Source organism: Clostridium gasigenes (assembly GCF_900104115.1).
Taxonomy (GTDB): Bacteria; Bacillota; Clostridia; order Clostridiales; family Clostridiaceae; genus Clostridium; species Clostridium gasigenes.
In genome coordinates, this window is the sequence record NZ_FNJM01000001.1 from 564,265 (window position 1) to 583,677 (window position 19,413).

Genomic DNA, 19,413 nt, shown 5'->3' on the forward strand with positions numbered 1-19,413 from the left:
AATACAATGTTTTTAAATAAAAGGGAGTAATAGAGGTGAAATTTACTCCTATATTTTTTATGGCTCACTTAAATATATGAAGTAATTAATTTTTTTAAAAAACTTTATAAACTTTTTTAGTTACTAATAATAAATTTTAATTTTTATAATTAGTATTATTTATGTTGTTGTAAATAATATAATTTTAATTGTATTATTTAGTTATATTATTTACTTTCTTGTTTTGAAAACACCCTCAATGTGTTTTCAAAATACCCCTTGTTTATTTTCATAATAATTAATTTAACTTTACATAATACTTAAATTTAATAAGCCGAAAAAATATATAACCTATATTTATTTCTTCTACGACCTTGGATGTCGCTGGTTTTAAAAGCAAACGTATTTTCAGTTAAGAGTAACTGCGACTTGGTGGAAATAGTAAGAAACAAATAACACTTTAATAATATCCACATGCTATATTTTACATAAATTCAAATGTTTTTAATGCGAGTGCATCTTTTTTAGAGCGTCTTGTTTAATAGAAATTGCTTTTATTTCCTTAATAATAAAGAAGATTTTATGTATTTAGCACAGTCTAAAAAGATATTTTAAAGAAGTAATTATCTAAAATATGAATAGGAAATATTACATCTTGAGAAAATTATATTCAGCTATAAGTAAATATAGTATTTACAGTAGCATAGTTTATAATGTATAATCAATATAGGCTGAATTCAGCAAACAAAAGTTGTGAATTAGATAATGATTTACGCTAATGTAGGGAGGGATATAGAATGTCAGAAATTAAAGTTGGAGCAAATGAAACAATAGAAAGTGCATTAAGAAGATTCAAGAAAAACTGTGCAATGACAGGAATTCTTGCTGATTTTAAGAAAAATGAGCACTATGAAAAGCCAAGTGTTAAAAAGAAAAAGAAATCAGAAGCTGCTAGAAAAAGAAAGTTTAAATAGTAGTTGGCTATAGAAAACTAAAGCTATACAAAAAAGGGTGTCGATTTTATCGACACCCTTTTGTATTTTTAAATATGTTAGCTAAAGGTATGGATAAGATATATATATTTCAGAAATATTAGATTATAGTATAGTTATTTAGTTATTTAGTTATTATATAAGTCAGAGCAATATAGAATGGTTCAATAAATTTACAAATATTGTATTGAAAGTGAGGGTAGAGTATAATTAGAGTAAATGAACCATCAAATAAGCCAGAGCATAGCATGATAATAAAAGAAAATTAAAAATAATAGGCTAATATTGAGGGTGTAAAAGGGGTTTTAAAATGAGTAAAAGTGTTATAGTTTATAAATCTAAGTATGGTAGTACAAAAGTTTATGCTCAGTGGATAGCTAAGAAATTAGAAGCTGATATTTATGAGGTTAATGAAGTTAAAGTGGATAAACTACTAGAATATAATAATATTATATTTGGAGGCGGTCTTTATGCTGGGGGCATAGGTGGCTCAGCCATAATTTCTAAGAATTTTCATAAGTTGAAAAATAAAAATATTATTGTATTTACAGTTGGATTATCACCTACTGAAGATAAGAGTATTTTTAAACCGGCAATAGATAAAAATTTTTCTGCAGATATACAAAGAGAAATTACTTTTTTTCACTTAAGAGGTGGAATTGATTATAAAAAGTTAAGTTTAATACACAGAGTAATGATGGCAATGCTAAAGTTAGGAATTGCTAAAAAGAAACCAGAAGAACTATCAGATGATGATAAGCTTATGTTAAAAACATATGGTGATAAAATTGATTTTGTTAATATAAATACGGCTACAAAAATAATAGAATATGTAAAAAATATAAAATAAAGTAACTTTTAACAAGAAAAAAGTGATGAGCTTAAAATTAAATCATAGTTAATTTGCTCATTTTATCCATTAGATATTTTAAAGAAAAAGTTTGAATTATGTAAAGTATTGGTAATTGAATTATAATAATAAAATTGAAGGGTGATTATGAATAGATATATAAAGCATAAGAGAAACTATAATAATGGATAATATGTAAAGAAAGAAGGTTGTCTTTTATGGATGATATAATGAAGGATGCATATAAAATAGCTGACAGATATGAGGTTATTCTTAAAGGAAATATAAAGATAAATGGTGATGTTAATTGTTTAGTATTTGCACATTACTGTGAAGATACATTATTTTACAAACATTTATTTAAAGTATCCAAAGATATTTTAAAGGTTAATAGAAAATCTAAAAACAACCTTAAGGAAATAAAAGAGTTAATAAAAATATCAGGATATAAAAAGGTTTGGACTAAAGGCGTCTTTTCAGTTTACGGTGACCTACGTCCTTTAGCAGTTGAAGCTAAATTGGGAACGTGGGGAAACAATGGGATTATTGAAAATGAAGAATATGGATCTAATTTTCTGATATCTGCTATATTTTATAAGTAGACTTATATGAGATGTAGTTAATTAATTGAGCAAACGTATCATTCAAGCTATATTATTTACGCTCTTGTTTTCATAATACCTGAATTTAATTAACATTTATAGAATAGGTCATAAATATTCCCTATATTAATATTTTATGTTAATATATAATTGTAAAGGTTTTCCAATTATATTATTATATTTAGGGAGGTATGAGTAGGGATGGATGAAGAAAAAGGGGAATATGAAGAAAGTGCACAGGCAGTACAAAATAAAAGGAAACTAGTTAAAGTAGTTGTGATAGTAAATAGTGTTTTACTTATAGCTGTTATAGGATTTTTTGCTTATAATTTATTTAATAAAAATTTTGGGTCTGTAAATGAGGCTGCCAAAGAAACGTTAAGTGAAATTAAAGATATAGAAAGTAAGGAAGAACAAAAACAGATTGTTAAAGATTATGATTTTGTACATCAGATGAGTAACAATTTAATTGTTTCATCTGATGGAGTTAAATGGGGAGAACAAGCGGTAACTTTAGAAAATATTGATTTAGGAATTGAGATGTTGAAAAATGATTCATATATAGTTTCAGAATTAAATAGGTGGAAAAAAGGAGAATTTAAAAATTCTGTTGAAGTACATAATTATTGTTGGAGAATTCTTGAAGGAAATGTAGGGAAAGCAAAAGGTCTTTATCAAGAAGGCATTGATGTAGCCTTAAAAGCTATAAAAAAAGAATAAATAGGAAATTATAATAGAGAGTATATGAGAGTATTATGAAGTAAAGATAATATAGTTATTTGATATAGATATATATGCTTATAAATGAATGTAGCCATAATGTATATATACCCATATAATTATATTAAAGTTAAAATCTATGATAAGAGATAGTAGTTAATGGAGTTTAGTTCCAGCGAATTTGGGTAGGTGTGAGCCAAATACTGTAGCCGTTAATGAATGGGTCTTTGAGATGATATTCCGAAAATTTTGTAGGGATATACGGAAAGTCTACCGTTAAAAGGACAGGATATCGATTTTAAAAAGTCTGTATCTTATTGAGAATATGTACATGGGTGGCATAACGAAATTTTACATTTCGTCCTATAAAGGGCGAGGTGTTTTTTATTGTTTAAAAATGCTTAGTTATGCTATAAAAAATTAATGTATATATATAATATGGGTGGCAACACGAGTCATTTCGTCCCATTATCTAATGCATAGCTATTGGATAATGGGTTGGAGTGGCTTTTTTTTCGAATTAAATGGTTAGTTTGAAGATCCTGTAGAGTAAAATAAAAAAATTAATTAAGAAAGTGAGGAAAATAATATGAATGGAAAATTTAATGGGTTTGGTGGACAATATGTACCAGAAAAACTAATGAATGCATTAATAGAATTAGAAAAAGAATTTTATAAAGCTAGCAAAGATGAGGTGTTTATGGAAGAATACAGATATTATCTTAAGGATTATGTAGGGAGACCAACATCTTTATATTATGCGGATAATATGAGTAAAACCCTAGGTGGTGCAAAGATATATTTAAAAAGAGAAGATTTAAATCATACAGGAGCTCATAAAATAAATAATGCATTAGGACAAGTGTTATTAGCAAAAAGAATGGGTAAAAAGAAAATAATAGCAGAAACAGGAGCAGGTCAACATGGAGTAGCAACTGCAACAGTAGCTGCAAAGTTTAATATGCAATGCGAAGTTTTTATGGGAGAAGAGGACATGCATAGACAGTCTCTTAATGTTAAGAAAATGGAAATGCTAGGAGCTAAGGTTACAGCAGTTACAAGTGGTTCAAAAACTTTAAGTAATGCTGTAGACGAAGCCATAAGCAGTTGGGTTGCAAATGTGGAAGATGCTTTTTATATAATTGGATCAGTAGTTGGGCCTCATCCGTATCCGACAATGGTTAGAGATTTTCAAAGAGTAATAGGAGATGAAGCAAGAAAACAAGTTTTAGATAGAGAGGGGAGATTGCCTGATTATATATTAGCTCCAGTTGGTGGTGGAAGTAATTCAATGGGAATATTTTATCCATTTATAGAAGATAAAAATGTGAAATTAATTGGAGTTGAAGCTGGGGGGCTTGGGGTTGAAACAGCTTATAATGCAGCAACTATGGAAAAGGGCAGAAAAGGAATAATTCATGGAATGATGACTTATGTGTTAAGAGATGAAGCTGGAGACGTATTACCAGTGTATTCAATATCAGCTGGTCTTGATTATCCAGGAGTTGGACCAGAACATGCTTATTTAAGAGATGTAAGTAGAACGAGCTATGTATCTATAACAGATAAAGAAGCAATAGAAGGATTTCATTTCATAACAAAAGAGGAGGGCATAATCCCAGCTTTAGAATCAGCGCATGCAATAGCTTATGCTATGAAGTTAGCACCTATTTTAGATAAGGATAAAATTATTATTGTGAATTTATCAGGTCGTGGAGATAAAGATATGGACACTATAATTGAATTCGATAAATTATCTTCAAATAATGATTAATCAAAATGAACAACAGATTATAAAATTATTTTGTAGGTAATTAATATAAAATACCAAGTTTAGGACTACTAAACTTGGTATTTTGTTTATTATAATAAATGAATTATTATTTATAAGCATTTTTTATAATTTCTATTGTTTCATCTAAAGATAAAGTATATCTATCTAAAGTGAAAAGTCCACCCATTGTATTTCTTGCATTTTCAGCTATTTTAGGTATTTCATCTTCTTTAATTCCAAAGTCAGACATTTTTAAAGCTTCAACATTACAATTTTTTATTAATTTTTTCAAAGCGGTAATAAATGAATGGGGACGTTTGTGTTCAGGTAATGAATCTACGTCTTCCCCCATTGCTTTAGCCATATCAATAAATTTTTCAGCAACTTTATCTTCGAAGAAGCTATAATAACTCTCGCATAGCATAATAAGCCCCGCTCCATGAGGCAATTCTGGATGATAAGCACTTAATGCATGCTCCATAGAATGTTCAGATGTACAACTAGAGGTGGATTCTACCATTCCGGATAGGGTATTCGCTAAGGCTACATTTGTACGAGCGGTTATGTTTTCACCATTTTTAACAGCTTTGGATAAGTTTTGTGAAATTAATTCAATACTTTTTAATGCAAATATATCACTTAAAGGAGTCGATATATTTGCTATATATCCTTCGGTTGCATGGAATAATGCATCAAAACCTTGGTAAGCAGTTAAATGTGGAGGAATAGAAGTCATAAGCTCAGGATCAACTATGGATAAAATAGGGAATGTATCTTCGATTCCAAAGCCTATTTTTTCATTAGTATCTTCTTTAGTTATAACGGTCCAAGGATCAGCTTCAGTGCCAGTACCGGCAGTTGTAGTAATTGCAACTATAGGTAAGGCTTTCTTAGAAACAGGCTTATTACCTCCGCTACCACCGGAAATATAATCCCAATAATTGCCTGGGTTTATAGCCATTACAGCAATGCTTTTAGCAGCGTCTATACTACTACCACCACCAAGTCCAACTACAAAATCGCAGCATTCCCTTTTAGCTATGGAAGCGCCCTCCATTACACTTGATAAGACAGGGTTTGGGAGTATTTTATCAAAGACTAAGCTTTGAACACCATTTTCTTTAAGTAAACATTGAACTTTATCTAAATAACCATATTTTCTCATGGAATTACCGCCAGAAATTACGATTAGTGCCTTGGTGCCAGGTAATTTTACCTTTGATAATTCATTTAGTTTACCAGGACCAAAAAGTATTTTTGTAGGAATAAAATATTGAAAATCCATTGATATACCTCCATGTATTTATTTTTTAGAATTAATCCTATACAAATTAGTTTAGACTAAAAAGTAGAATATTATAATCAATAAGGGTATAAAAATAAAAATACCTATTAACTTTTATTAATTTAAAAAGTTAATGGGCATTTATTAAGACAGTTTAAAAATAACAATACAATAGCTAGTCTATTTTAAATGTTGACTTGTTATTTTTTGAATCTCTAATAATCTTTATAATCTTTGTGTTCTTCTTTTTCTAGCTTTTTTTCTTTGCATCTGTTTACAATAGTCGAAATTAATAAACAAATTGATCCTAAAATAATGATTGCATAGATTAAAATAATAAGGAGTATAATAAAAAACATGTGAGGAACAACTACTCGATTACAACGGCAGTACCGTAAGCAACCATTTCACAAGATCCAGGTGTGATGGAAGATGACATAAGTCTCATTGCAACAATGGCATTTGCGCCTTTGGCAGTAGCATCATCAACCATTCTTCCAATAGCAATTTGCCTAGCTTCAGTTAACATTTCAGTGTAGCCAGTCATTTCTCCTCCAACAAGGTTTTTAAAACTAGCACCAATATCTTTCCCTATATGTTTACACCTAACAGTACCACCTTTTACAAGTCCCTTAACTTCTATAATTTCCTTTCCGGGAAAAGTTTCAGTAGTTAAAATTAACATAATATACCTCCTAAAATTTGTATGTTTAAACGTTATCATAATAAAACTTGAAATTCAATTAAATTTCAAGTTTTACAGTATATTTGTTTGAAAGAAATATAGCAGTTTATTAAGTTTGCTACATATCATTATAGAAGTTCTATTACAATAAATAGTAAAGGGTATTGAAAAAAATGTATATAATATTAAAAATTACAAAGAATAAACAATAAAGAATAAAAGTATGGTTTAACAGGGGATTTATATTAAATTATTGAATAACTGATAAAAAACACAATATATATTTAAAATTATGACAATTTATGATATATTAAATATTATATAATTTAGGCATATTAAAATAAAATTTTACTTAGGATGAGGAGGAAATGTACATGAAAAAAAATGAGTACGGTTTATTTACTACAGTAGGTATGATTGTAGGAGTTGTTATTGGATCAGGAATATTTTTTAAGAGTGATAACATACTTGTCGCAACAAATGGAAGTATAGCACTTGGTGTGCTATTATTTTGTATTGCTGCAATCGGAATTGTATTTGGAAGTCTTACAATTTCAGAACTTGCAGCAAGAAGCAGTAAAGCTGGTGGGATAATAACATATGCAGAAGAATCATATAATAAATCTATTGCATGTGCACTTGGGTGGTTTCATACCTTTTTATATTATCCAACTATAATTGCAGTAGTTTCTTGGGTTTCAGGAATATATATATGCATGTTATTTGGATTTAATAGTACACTAGAGATACAAATTTTAATTGGATTATTTATAATGACTATTACATATATAATGAATATATTATCAGCAAAGCTTGGTGGGATTTTTCAAAATGCATCAACTATAATTAAAATAATTCCATTAATAGTAATCGCAATTGCAGGAACATTATTTGGAGAGACAAGTACAGTTATACTAAGTGATATAACTAGTATGAAATCATTTGGATGGATAGCAGCTATAGCTCCAATTGCATTTTCATTTGATGGATGGATAATGGCAACATCAATAGGTCATGAAGTTAAAGATTCTAAAAGAAACTTACCAAAGGCACTAGTTATGGCGCCTTTATTTATACTTGTAATTTATTTATTATATTTTGTAGGGATTAGTATGTATATTGGAACAGAAACTATAATGAACCTTGGAGATGCTCATGTAGCATTAGTGGCAAATAATTTATTTGGACCATTTGGTGCTAAGATAATACTTACATTTGTAGTTATATCAATACTTGGAGCAGTTAATGGTGTTATAATGGGACACACTAGATTACCATATTCTTTAGCAATTAGAGGGATGTTCCCTAAATACAAAACATTTTCGAAAGTAAATGATAAGATTGGAATGCCGGTACAATCTTCTGTTATTGCATTTTTAATATCATTAATTTGGTTATTAGCCCATTATATAATTTTAAAATCAAAGATACTTAATAACTCAGATATATCAGAAATATCAATTACAATTAATTATTTATTATACATAATTTTATATTTTAAGGTGTTTAAAATGGGTATAAGTGGTGAAATTAAAGGCCTATGGAGAGGAAAACTCAATCCGATTTTAGCAACCGTTGGTTCATTAATAATTTTAGCTGGAAGTATCCAAAATTCATTGTTTTGGGTTTATGCAAGTATATCACTAAGTGTACTTATTGCAGCTATTCTATTTTGGAAATATCAAGAAAAGAATATAAATATAGAATAATAAAAAAAGGTTGACAACAATTTAGTATCATGATAAAATATATTTTGTTAAGAGGAAACACAGCCGTTTCTCACCTTACGGCATTATGCTTAGTTAGGTAATTATTTTAAAATGTAACTGAATTAATTTCAGTTAAATATAGAATAATGGGGACGGCGGAAGCTGTCCCCATTATGTTGTGTTTTTATTTAAAAAATTTATGGAGGTGGAACATATTAGTAAAAAATTTATTTGTAACGATGACATAAGAGAGAGAGAAATTAGAGTTATAGGTCATGATGGAAGCCAATTAGGAATAATGGCAACTAATGATGCTCAAGAAATTGCAGATGAAAAAGACTGTGATTTGGTAATGATTTCTCCAACTGCTAAACCGCCAGTATGTAGAATAATGGATTTAGGTAAGCATATCTATGAGCAAGCAAAGAAAGACAAAGACGCAAAGAAAAGTCAAAAAGTAGTTGTTCTTAAAGAAATCAGATGTAGTCTGAATATTGAAGAAAACGACATTACTATTAAGGCTAAAAATGCTAGAAAATTCCTACTAGATGGGGATAAGGTTAAAATCACTGTTAGGTTCAAAGGTAGAGAAGCTACACTTGGCCATATGGGTAAAAAAATTCTTGAAAACTTCTTTGAAAAGTTAGAAGATATTTGCATAATTGAAAAATATCCAAGACAAGAAGGTAGAAACATGACAATGATTGTAGGCCCTAAAAAAGCATAATCTGAGAGGAGGATTATTATCATGCCAAAAATGAAAACGCACAAAGGTGCAGCAAAAAGATTTAAGAAAACAGGTACAGGTAGACTTAAGAGAGCTAAAGCTTTCAAGAGCCATATCTTAACTAAGAAAAGTTCAAAGAGAAAGAGAAACTTAAGAAAATCTGCTTTAGTTTCAACAACTCAAGAAAAAACAATGAAGAAATTATTACCATATCTATAAAATAGATATGTATATAGGAGGAATTGAAACATGGCAAGAGTTAAAAGAGCCGTCAACAGTCGTAAAAACCATAAAAAGGTTTTAAAAGCTGCAAAAGGTTATTATGGTGGAAAAAGTAGACTATTCAAAACTGCTAACGAATCAGTAATTAGAGCTTTAAGAAACGCATACGTGGGTAGAAGATTAAAGAAGAGAGATTTCAGAAGTTTATGGATAGTTAGAATAAATGCTGCTACAAGAATGAGCGGTATGTCATACTCAACATTTATGAATGGAATGAAATTAGCTGGAATAGACATAAACAGAAAAATGTTAGCTGAAATAGCTATAAATGATCCAAAGGCATTTGCTGACTTAGTAGAAGTTGCAAAAAGCCAATTAAATAAGTAACATATTAAATGCGACTGTAAAGTCGCATTTTCTTTTATATTTTAATATAAGTCATTAAAATATATACTAGCATATTAGCTTGTTATTTTAAAAAAAATATGTAAAAAATCTACAAATAGAACCCTTCACCATAAGTGCAGGGTTCTATTTATATAATATGGAGAGAATGTAAAAAAATGATATGAATTTATGAAAAATATCTTATACTTTTCATAATATAGTGTATAATAAATAAAGTAAGGAAATTTAAAAAATAACTAGAAAATATTAATAAGTCAGGAGATAGGATGATATGGCAAACAAACAATTTGTAATAATAGGATTAGGTAGATTTGGATTATCAGTTGCTAAAACTTTATATGCATTAGGTAATGACGTATTAGCAATAGATATGAATGAGGATTTAGTACAAGAAATTTCAGATAATGTAACACATGCTGTTCAAGTAGATGCAACTGATGAAAATGCATTAAGATCTCTTGGAATAAGAAATTTTGATGTTGCAATTGTAACTATAGGATCAAATATTCAGGCAAGTGTAATGGTTACATTATTAGTTAAAGAACTTGGTGTAAAATATATAATTGCAAAGGGACATAGTGATTTGCATGCAAAGGTATTATATAAAATTGGAGCAGATAGAGTTGTATTACCGGAAAAGGACATGGGGGTAAGAGTTGCTCATAATCTTGTTTCAGAAAGTATTCTTGATTACATTGAGCTATCACCAGATTATAGTATAATGGAAATAAGAGCTTTAGATGAGTGGCAAGGTAAGAACTTAAATGAATTGAGACTTAGAAGCGAATATGGAATAAATGTAATGGCTATTAAAAAAGGTGAAGAAATTAACATATCTCCTTCAGCAGAAGATAAAGTTGAATCAGGTGATATAATTGTTGCCATTGGATCAGCAGAGGAACTTAGAAAGCTAGAAGGCATGATAGTTAAACTTAATTAATGAGGTATAAGACTTTGATAAATATAGAAAGTAAAGATAACAATTTATTTAAGGAAACTAAAAAGTTAAAAGAAAGAAGAAATAGGACAAAAGAAGGTAAATATATAATTGAAGGCTTTAGACTTATTCAAGAAGCTTTTAAAGCTAATATGGAAATAGAATATCTTATAATTAACGAAGGATGCGAAGAAAAGTTAAATGAATACTTAGATAGGTATATTGATACTAGTAATATTTATATAATTAAAAATAATTTATTTGCTATGTTAACATCAACAGAAACACCTCAAGGGGCTATTGCTGTTGTGAAAGATAAAAAGGTGCAAAAGAACATAAAAGGAGAATTTTTTCTTTTATGTGATAAGGTTCAGGATCCTGGAAACTTAGGGACTATAATTAGAACGGCTCATGCAGCAGGAGTAGATGGAATTATTTTAACTAAAGGAACAGTAGATATATATAACGATAAAGTTATAAGGTCAACTATGGGGTCATTGTTTTATGTACCTATAATACAAGATGATGAGAATCTATCTTTTATAAAGAAATTAAAAGAGGAAGGGTTTAGTCTAGTTGCTACATCACTTCAGGAATCTAAAGATTTTTTTGAAGCGGATTTAAAGGGGAAAATAATATTATCAGTTGGGAACGAAGGTAATGGTATTAGTGAAGAAGTATTTTCGCTAGCAGATAAAAAGGTTAAAATACCAATGCCGGGTGGTGCGGAATCATTAAATGTGGCAATTGCAACATCTATAATATTATTTGAAAAAGTAAGACAAAATTTATCAAAGGTATAAAAATTAAAATTGGTATTGAAATTAACTACCTTTGTTTGTATAATAAGTTATAAGGTAGCTATAACTTATTACATAAATCAGTATTTATTATTTAGTTTCAGCTACCTAAAAGAATATTAAAAGACTGTGAATGAGAGAGTAGATATAAGGAATTTTTCAGGGATAAGAGGCCTAAGACTGAAAGCCACTTAAAATGAACTATATTGAAGTTCACTCAGGAGTCCTAGCTTTGAAGTAATAGTAGTAGCTAGCGGTTTTACCGTTATTTAAATCAAGTTGGGTTTCTAAATTTAATTTAGAACCAATTAGGGTGGTAACGCGGATACTCCGTCCCTTTTTATAGGGATAGGGGTTTTTTTATGTAAAAAAGATTAATAATATTCAAAAGTGAATAATTAAGGAGGGAATAAAAATGCAACAAAAACTAATAGATATTAAGGAATCTGCATTTAAGGAATTAGAAGTAGTTTTAGAAGGTACTATACTTGAAGAAATAAGAGTTAAGTATTTAGGTAAAAAGGGAGAGCTAACTACAATTTTAAGAGGTATGGGGGCGTTATCTGCTGAAGAAAGACCTTTAGTTGGAAAGTTAGTTAACGTAGTAAAAAAAGATGTTGAGGACAAAATTGAATCAATATCTAAAGAAATCAAAGAAACAGAAAAAAATGCTAAATTATCTTCAGAGGTAATTGATATATCAATGCCTGGTAAGAAAAATATTATAGGTAAAAGACATCCCCTAGATTTAACATTAGCTAGTATGAAGGAAATATTCGTTTCAATGGGATTCACAATAGAAGAGGGACCAGAAGTTGAACTTGATCATTATAACTTTGAAGCTTTAAATATTCCAAAGGATCATCCGGCTAGAAGTGAACAAGATACTTTCTACATAAATGAAAATTTAGTGTTAAGAACACAAACATCACCAGTTCAAATAAGAGTTATGGAAGAACAAAAACCTCCGATAAAAATGATAGCTCCTGGAAAAGTTTATAGATCAGATGCTGTAGATGCAACGCATTCACCTATATTCTATCAAATGGAAGGGTTAGTTATAGATAAGGGTGTAACATTTGCAGATCTTAAGGGAACTTTAGAATTATTTGCAAAGAAAATGTTTGGAGATAAGGTTAAAACTAAGTTTAGACCACATCACTTTCCGTTTACAGAACCGTCAGCAGAAATGGATGCGACTTGCTTTGTTTGCGAAGGCAGCGGATGTAAGGTATGCAAGGGTAGTGGATGGATAGAACTACTGGGGTGTGGAATGGTTCATCCACAAGTTTTAAGAAACTGTGGAATAGATCCAGAAGAATATAGCGGATTTGCTTTTGGGTTTGGTGTTGATAGAATGGTTATGCTTAAATATGGTATAGATGATATAAGATTATTATATGAAAGTGATATGAGATTCTTAAATCAATTTTAAAGTGAATTATGATTTTTAAAATTGAGAGAAATAATTTATACAACTAAATTCTTAGATTCAAATTCTCACTTAATAGTAGGAGGTAATATATATGAAGGTGCCATTTAATTGGTTAAAAGATTATGTTGAAGTAAATATAGATGCAAAGGAACTTGGGGATAAATTAACATTATCAGGTTCTGCAGTTGAGGAGGTTATAATACAAGGAGATATAATTAAAAATATAGTTACAGGTAAAATTGTAGAAATAACTAAGCATCCAGATGCTGAAAAGTTAAATGTATGTCAAGTTAATATAGGAGCAGAAGAACTAATACAAATTGTAACAGCTGCAACTAATATGAAGGAGCAAGATATTGTGCCAGTAGCACTTCATAAATCAATACTTGCAGATGGAACAGAAATTAAAAAGGGTAAATTAAGAGGTGTAGTTTCAAATGGTATGTTCTGTTCTGAAGAAGAACTAGGAATAGCTGGAGAAGAAGAAATTCATGGCTTAATGATATTAGATACTAATGCTCCACTTGGAGTTTGTATGAAAGAATATTTAAATTTAAATAAGGCAATATTAGATTTTGAAATAACATCTAATAGACCAGATTGTTTAAGCATTGTTGGTATGGCAAGAGAAACAGCAGCAACAATAAGAACAACTTATAAAATGCCAAACTTCAAATATGAGGCTAAAAATTGTGCTAACATTAATGATGAGTTAAAAGTTGAAGTTAGAGATGATTTATGTAGAAGATATATGGCAAGAGGAGTTAAGAACGTTAAAATAGAACCATCACCAAGTTGGATGCAAGAAAGGCTTTTAGAAGCTGGTGTAAGGCCAATAAATAATATGGTTGATATAACTAACTTTGTAATGCTTGAACTTGGGGAACCAATGCATGCATTTGATACTAGAGAAATACAAACTGGAACAATAGTTGTAGAAAGAGCGAAAGACTCTGAAAAATTTACAACTTTAGATGAAATTGAAAGAACTTTAGATTCAAATGTCCTTTGTATTAAAGATTCTGAAACAATTATTGGCTTAGCGGGAATTATGGGTGGATTAAATTCACAAATAAAAGAAGATACAACTAGTGTTGTTTTTGAATGTGCAAACTTTGAAGGAACAAACATAAGAGTTAATTCAAAAAAATTAAATCTTAGAAGTGAAAGTTCATCAAGATTTGAAAAAGATATAGATCCAAACCTAGCTGCACTTGCAATAGATAGAGCTTGTGCTTTAGTTTGCGAGTTAAACTGCGGAGAAATCATGGAAGGAACAATTGATGTTTACAACCATAAAAAAGAAGAAAGCAAGTTAACAGTAAGTAGCACTTGGATAAATACATTCCTTGGCACAAAGATCTCTAAGGAAGAAATGAAGAAATATTTAGATTCATTAGATTTAAAAACAGAAATTAATGGAGACCTGTTAGAAGTAATAGCTCCTACTTTCAGAATTGATATATCTATAAAAGAAGATATAGCAGAAGAGGTAGCAAGAATATATGGATACGATAATATTCCAGCTACAATATTTAAGGTTTCAACTGAAAGAGAACCAAAATATAGAAATGAATTATTAAGTGAAAATGTTATAGCGTCAATGATTGCTAGTGGCGTTAGCCAATCAATTAGTTATTCATTTATATCACCTAAGGTATTTGATAAAGTTAAGTTATCAGTAGATAGTGAGCTCCGAAATGCAGTTAAAATAAAGAACCCACTTGGAGAAGATTACTCAATAATGAGAACAACAACACTTCATTCAATAATGGAATGCTTAGGTAGAAATTATTCAAGAAGTAATGATATTGTACGATTATTTGAAGTTGGTAAAGTATATATACCAAATGAAGATCAAAATAAATTGCCTACAGAAAAGAATATTTTAACTATAGGTATATATGGTGATTGTGATTATCTAGACTTAAAGGGAATAGTTGAAAATGTAATAGCTGGACTTGGTATAACTAAGAGCAGTTATCTGCGTGAAAGTGAAAACACAAGCTACCATCCAGGTAAAACTGCAAGAGTTACAGTAGGAAAAGCACAAAATTCAGGCGTTCTTGGAGAAATACATCCAGATGTTTCAGATAACTATGGAGTAGATGTACCATGTTTTATTGCTGAAATAGATTTAGATGTATTATTTGATAATGCAAAATTAGAAAAGAAATATAAAGCATTACCTAAATTTCCGGCAGTAACAAGAGATATTGCAATGCTAGTTGAAGATGCAGTGCTAGTTCAAGATATAGAAGATACAATAAAAAGAGCTGGAGGAAACCTAGTAGAAAAAATCAAATTATTTGATATATACAAAGGTGCACAAATCCCAGAAGGTAAAAAGAGCATAGCATATGCAATAGCATATAGAGACGAAAAGAAAACATTAGTAGAAAAAGACGTAACAAAAGTACACGACAAGATACTAAGATCCCTAGAACATAAACTAGGAGCAGAACTTAGGTAGAGATTTAGTAAAACATAGAAATACGGTATAGATAGTATACAAATACACTATCTATACCGTATTTTAATTTGTAAAGTTTTATATTATTCCATATCTATTTATTTTATGTTAAAATATAGATAGAGAATATATTATTATATTTTGATTAAGAGGTGTAGATATGAATACTGTTACAGTTAAGATAAATGGAATGGAATATAATTTAAAAGGAAAAGAAAATCAAGAATATTTATTAAAATTAGCGGGATATGTAGATGGAAAAGTTAGAGAAATAATGACTAATAATAGCAAGCTAAGTTCTACAGCAGTTGCAGTGCTAGCAGGTTTAAATATAGCTGATGAACTGTTTAAAGGTGATAAAGAAGCTGAAGATCTGATTAAAAAGAAAAATTTATTAGAAGAAAGACATTTAACATTAAAAGAAAGAATAAAAGAGATTAGGGAAGAAATGGATAAGACCTCAAATATTAAAGATGAAGAAATTAATAGCATAACAAAAGTAATGAAAATAATGGAAGAAAAGGTTTTAGGCGTTAATAAACTAAGTGAAAAGGTTAATTTATTAACTAATGAATTAAAAGAAATGGATACTTTAAAGAGTGAAGTGGAAAAGCTAAAGGGACAAACTATATATTATAAAGAACAATTAAAGATTAAGAAAATACAATGTGAAGATTATAAAGAAAATGTTGTTAAATTAAACAACGAAATTATAAAAATTAAAGATGTGAAGGATGAGGAATATAGGAGGATTAAAAGAGAGGTAGTATTGCTTAATAGCGGAAACGATGATTTAAGATCAGCTGTTGAAGATAGTTACTCTAAAATATCTACGTTAGAAGATGAAAATAATAAATTATTAGAGGAAAAATATAAACTATCTAAAGAAATATTAGATAAGGAAAAAGAAATAGTACAATCTATAACTAGTGAAGAAAAACATGAATATAAAGAAGAAATAGAAAGTTTAGGAGAGCAAATTACAATTATGGAACAGGAACTAAAATCTAATATTGAAATGAAAGAAAAAATTAAAATTAGAAGCAAGGAAATGCATTTCCAACTACAAAATTCTAAATTTAAGGTTTTAAATTTAGAGAAAAAGTTAATAGATGTACAAATAGAGTTGGCAAAATCAAAAAAAGACAAAAGTCCATTTCTTAAATAAATAGAGGACTCATACGAGCTTAGAGAAGTTAGTGTGAGTTCTATTTTATTATACATTGTTGATAAAATAGAAAATTATAGCGATACTATTAGTATGAATAATAGAAAAAAAATTAAATTTGTGGTATATATAATTAGTATAGTTACATTTAGATAAATAAATAGGAATGTTATTATAAATAGAAAACATAGAATAGGAGAAAATACATGGAAAAAATAGAATTACTGGCACCGGCAGGTAGCATGGAGAGTCTTTTCGCAGCAATAAATAAAGGGTGCGATGCAGTTTACTTAGGTGGAAATAAATTTTCAGCTAGAGCATATGCTTCAAACTTCGATAATGATAATATGATTAAGGCTGTTGATTATGCACATAGTTATGGTGTTAAGGTTTATGTAACAATAAATACTATATTAAAGGAAAATGAAATAGAAGAGGCTGTTAAATATGCAGGTTTTTTATATGAAATTGGAGTAGATGCAATACTTATTCAAGATTTGGGTTTATGCAAAAGAATTAAAGAGGATTTCCCAAAAATGGTGCTTCATGCATCAACTCAAATGACAATACATAATGGTGAAGGAGCTATGTTCTTTAAGGAAAGAGGGTTTACTAGAATAGTTTTATCTAGAGAACTATCCCTTGAAGAAATTAAATATATTTCTAAAGATCTTGAAATTGAAACAGAAATATTTGTACATGGTGCTTTATGTATATCTTACTCAGGCCAATGTTTGATGAGTTCAATGATTGGTGGAAGAAGTGGTAATAGAGGAAAATGCGCTCAGCCTTGTAGAATGGAATATACTCTTAAAGGAAATGTTTTGGGAGAAAAAAAGGCTCATTTATTAAGTCCGAAGGATATTTGCACAATAGATGATATGAAAGAAATTATAGATTCAGGAACATCATCTTTAAAAATAGAAGGAAGAATGAAAAGAGCTGAATATGTAGCAGGAGTTGTTGATAACTATAGAAAATCAATAGATGAGGTTTTATATAATAAAAACTTTGATAGTAATAAAGGTAAAAGAGAGCTACTACAATTGTTTAATAGAGAAGGTTTTTCAAAAGCATTTCTTATAAAAGATACTGGCAAAGATATGATGAGTTATAATTCTCCAAAAAATACAGGGGTGCCACTTGGTAGAGTCGAAAGTAATGGAGAAATTATAATCCAAGATGAATTATCTCTTGGTGACGGTATAAGATATAGGGATGATGGAGGTCCTGTAAGTAAAATTATCCTTAATGGTGAAGAAGTTGAAAGCGCAAATATTGGGGATAGGGTTAAAATTTTCCCGATAAACTATAAAAAAGGTGATGAACTTTTCAAAAGTTTAAATAAGAAATTATATGATGAATTAGAAGATTACACTAAACCTTATATTAAGAAAATAGGTGTAAATGCAAAAGTTATATTTAAAATAGGTGAACCTCTTGGAATTTTAATTAAGTATAATGGAAAAGATTATGAATTTTTTGGGGAAACTGTACAAAAAGCAGAAAAGAGGCCTTTAGATAAAGAAAGAATAATTGAAAGCATGCAAAAGGTAGGAGAGACTCAATTTAAATTTAATAAAATTACATTTGAATGTTATGAAGAAGGCTTCTTAAGAATAGCTGATTTAAATACACTTAGAAGAGATGCCTTTGAAGGACTTAAGAAAGCTATTTGTAAGAGTTTCAGAAGAAAGAGACCTGAAAAAACAATAGCAAAGGAAGTTAATTATTCAAATGAAAGTGTTGAATTATTATATCAATGTATAACTAAACCTCAATTAAAGGCATTAGTTGAATGTGAATGCACTGATATAACTGTAGATTTATTTAGTAGGGATAAAGAAGCGTTAAGAGATAAGGATATAAAAATTTTAGTAGAAGAAAATAAAAATATTAACATATATCTAAAAATACCAAATGTAATAAAAAGTGAATTTAATCAAGTTATTAAGGTGATAGAAAAAGTTAAACCTTATATTAAGGGAATAGTTACTGTAAATGTTGGAATTATTAATAAATACAAAGATGAATTATATATAGTTGGAGATTATAAGTTAAATATTATTAACTCAGAAGCATTAAAGTTTTATCAAGATATTATTGATACGCCAACTCTTAGCATTGAATTAAATAGAAAAGAAATAAAAGCTATTACTAAGGCTTCAAAAGGTAATATTCAAAGTATAATATATGGTAAAACAGAATTAATGATAAGTGAGTATTGTCCAATTGGGAGTACTTTTGGGGGAAAATCATCTTGCAAAGATTGTAATATAGCTTGTTCAAAAGATGAATTTGTTTTAATTGATAGAATGAATGAAAAACTTAGAGTTATGACTGATCTTTATTGTAGAAGTTATATTTTAAATCCACTTCCAATTAATATAATTGCAGAAGTTGATGAATTAAAGAACTTTGGAGTAAATTCATTTAGAGTTGAGTTTAGAGATGAGACTTACTTAGAAGTTAAGAGAGTTATTGGAATGGTAAAAGGAATAGAAGAAATTGATAATAATTTATATACTAAAGGTCATTATAGAAGAGGAATAGAATAAGGGATAATAAAATATAAAAGTCCTAGGGAAGCATGAAATAAAAAAATGCTAAATAGTTATTTATTTTGCTATAATTTATTTTAAGCTTC

The 19,413-nt window shown here is 29.0% G+C and carries 17 protein-coding genes and 2 other annotated features; of the genes, 15 read left to right on the forward strand and 2 right to left on the reverse strand.

Annotated features, from left to right (window positions below; all coding sequences use genetic code 11):
* Positions 1-776 precede the first annotated feature (776 nt).
* The 5 genes from rpsU (at position 777) to trpB (ending at position 4,917) form a co-directional block, all read left to right on the forward strand.
* The gene (gene rpsU, locus BLS77_RS02655) at positions 777-953 is read left to right on the forward strand and encodes a 30S ribosomal protein S21 (protein ID WP_089965540.1); all 177 of its coding nucleotides are present in this window, start codon (positions 777-779) and stop codon (positions 951-953) included.
* Positions 954-1,281: 328 nt separating this feature from the next.
* The gene (locus BLS77_RS02660) at positions 1,282-1,821 is read left to right on the forward strand and encodes a flavodoxin domain-containing protein (RefSeq protein WP_089965543.1); all 540 of its coding nucleotides are present in this window, start codon (positions 1,282-1,284) and stop codon (positions 1,819-1,821) included.
* A gap of 218 nt (positions 1,822-2,039) precedes the next feature.
* A complete protein-coding gene (locus BLS77_RS02665; RefSeq protein ID WP_089965546.1) occupies positions 2,040-2,423 on the forward strand; it encodes a hypothetical protein in 384 nt (127 codons plus the stop codon).
* 201 nt (positions 2,424-2,624) lie between these two features.
* On the forward strand, positions 2,625-3,143 hold the full coding sequence (locus tag BLS77_RS02670; protein WP_089965548.1) for a DUF6241 domain-containing protein: 519 nt from the start codon (positions 2,625-2,627) through the stop codon (positions 3,141-3,143).
* A 130-nt stretch (positions 3,144-3,273) separates the two neighbouring features.
* Positions 3,274-3,512 (forward strand) — a binding site (T-box leader).
* A gap of 220 nt (positions 3,513-3,732) precedes the next feature.
* Positions 3,733-4,917, forward strand: a complete 1,185-nt coding sequence (gene trpB / locus BLS77_RS02675) for a tryptophan synthase subunit beta (RefSeq protein WP_089965550.1) — start codon at positions 3,733-3,735, stop codon at positions 4,915-4,917.
* Positions 4,918-5,023: 106 nt separating this feature from the next.
* Here trpB and BLS77_RS02680 read toward each other — a convergent pair whose 3' ends face one another.
* Together BLS77_RS02680 and BLS77_RS02685 are read right to left on the reverse strand one after the other, a co-directional pair.
* Positions 5,024-6,202, reverse strand: a complete 1,179-nt coding sequence (locus BLS77_RS02680) for an iron-containing alcohol dehydrogenase (protein ID WP_089965553.1) — start codon at positions 6,200-6,202, stop codon at positions 5,024-5,026.
* Positions 6,203-6,572: 370 nt separating this feature from the next.
* Positions 6,573-6,887 (reverse strand): heavy metal-binding domain-containing protein, encoded by a 315-nt coding sequence (locus BLS77_RS02685; RefSeq protein ID WP_089965555.1) that lies wholly within the window; start codon positions 6,885-6,887, stop codon positions 6,573-6,575.
* Between the two features lie 374 nt (positions 6,888-7,261).
* Here BLS77_RS02685 and BLS77_RS02690 point away from each other — a divergent pair, with 374 nt between their 5' ends.
* The 10 genes from BLS77_RS02690 (at position 7,262) to BLS77_RS02735 (ending at position 19,324) form a co-directional block, all read left to right on the forward strand.
* On the forward strand, positions 7,262-8,596 hold the full coding sequence (locus BLS77_RS02690; protein WP_089965558.1) for an APC family permease: 1,335 nt from the start codon (positions 7,262-7,264) through the stop codon (positions 8,594-8,596).
* A 205-nt stretch (positions 8,597-8,801) separates the two neighbouring features.
* Positions 8,802-9,323: a translation initiation factor IF-3 gene (gene infC, locus BLS77_RS02695; RefSeq protein ID WP_089966514.1), complete on the forward strand. Its 522-nt coding sequence runs from the start codon at positions 8,802-8,804 to the stop codon at positions 9,321-9,323.
* Between the two features lie 21 nt (positions 9,324-9,344).
* Positions 9,345-9,542, forward strand: coding sequence for a 50S ribosomal protein L35 (rpmI, locus tag BLS77_RS02700; RefSeq protein WP_089965560.1), 198 nt, complete (start codon positions 9,345-9,347; stop codon positions 9,540-9,542).
* Positions 9,543-9,572: 30 nt separating this feature from the next.
* Positions 9,573-9,932: a 50S ribosomal protein L20 gene (gene rplT / locus BLS77_RS02705; protein ID WP_089965563.1), complete on the forward strand. Its 360-nt coding sequence runs from the start codon at positions 9,573-9,575 to the stop codon at positions 9,930-9,932.
* Positions 9,933-10,224: 292 nt separating this feature from the next.
* Positions 10,225-10,893: a potassium channel family protein gene (locus tag BLS77_RS02710; RefSeq protein WP_089965565.1), complete on the forward strand. Its 669-nt coding sequence runs from the start codon at positions 10,225-10,227 to the stop codon at positions 10,891-10,893.
* A 14-nt stretch (positions 10,894-10,907) separates the two neighbouring features.
* Positions 10,908-11,693, forward strand: coding sequence for a TrmH family RNA methyltransferase (locus BLS77_RS02715; RefSeq protein WP_089965568.1), 786 nt, complete (start codon positions 10,908-10,910; stop codon positions 11,691-11,693).
* 117 nt (positions 11,694-11,810) lie between these two features.
* Positions 11,811-12,031, forward strand: a binding site (T-box leader).
* A 74-nt stretch (positions 12,032-12,105) separates the two neighbouring features.
* Entirely contained in the window at positions 12,106-13,125 is a 1,020-nt protein-coding gene (pheS, locus tag BLS77_RS02720) for a phenylalanine--tRNA ligase subunit alpha (RefSeq protein WP_089965571.1), read from the forward strand.
* 91 nt (positions 13,126-13,216) lie between these two features.
* Positions 13,217-15,598 carry a phenylalanine--tRNA ligase subunit beta gene (gene pheT / locus BLS77_RS02725; RefSeq protein ID WP_089965574.1) on the forward strand — a complete coding sequence of 794 codons (2,382 nt, stop codon included), beginning with the start codon at positions 13,217-13,219 and terminating at the stop codon, positions 15,596-15,598.
* Between the two features lie 160 nt (positions 15,599-15,758).
* A complete protein-coding gene (locus BLS77_RS02730; RefSeq protein ID WP_089965576.1) occupies positions 15,759-16,766 on the forward strand; it encodes a cell division protein ZapA in 1,008 nt (335 codons plus the stop codon).
* A gap of 206 nt (positions 16,767-16,972) precedes the next feature.
* Positions 16,973-19,324: a U32 family peptidase gene (locus BLS77_RS02735; protein WP_089965578.1), complete on the forward strand. Its 2,352-nt coding sequence runs from the start codon at positions 16,973-16,975 to the stop codon at positions 19,322-19,324.
* Positions 19,325-19,413 lie beyond the last annotated feature (89 nt).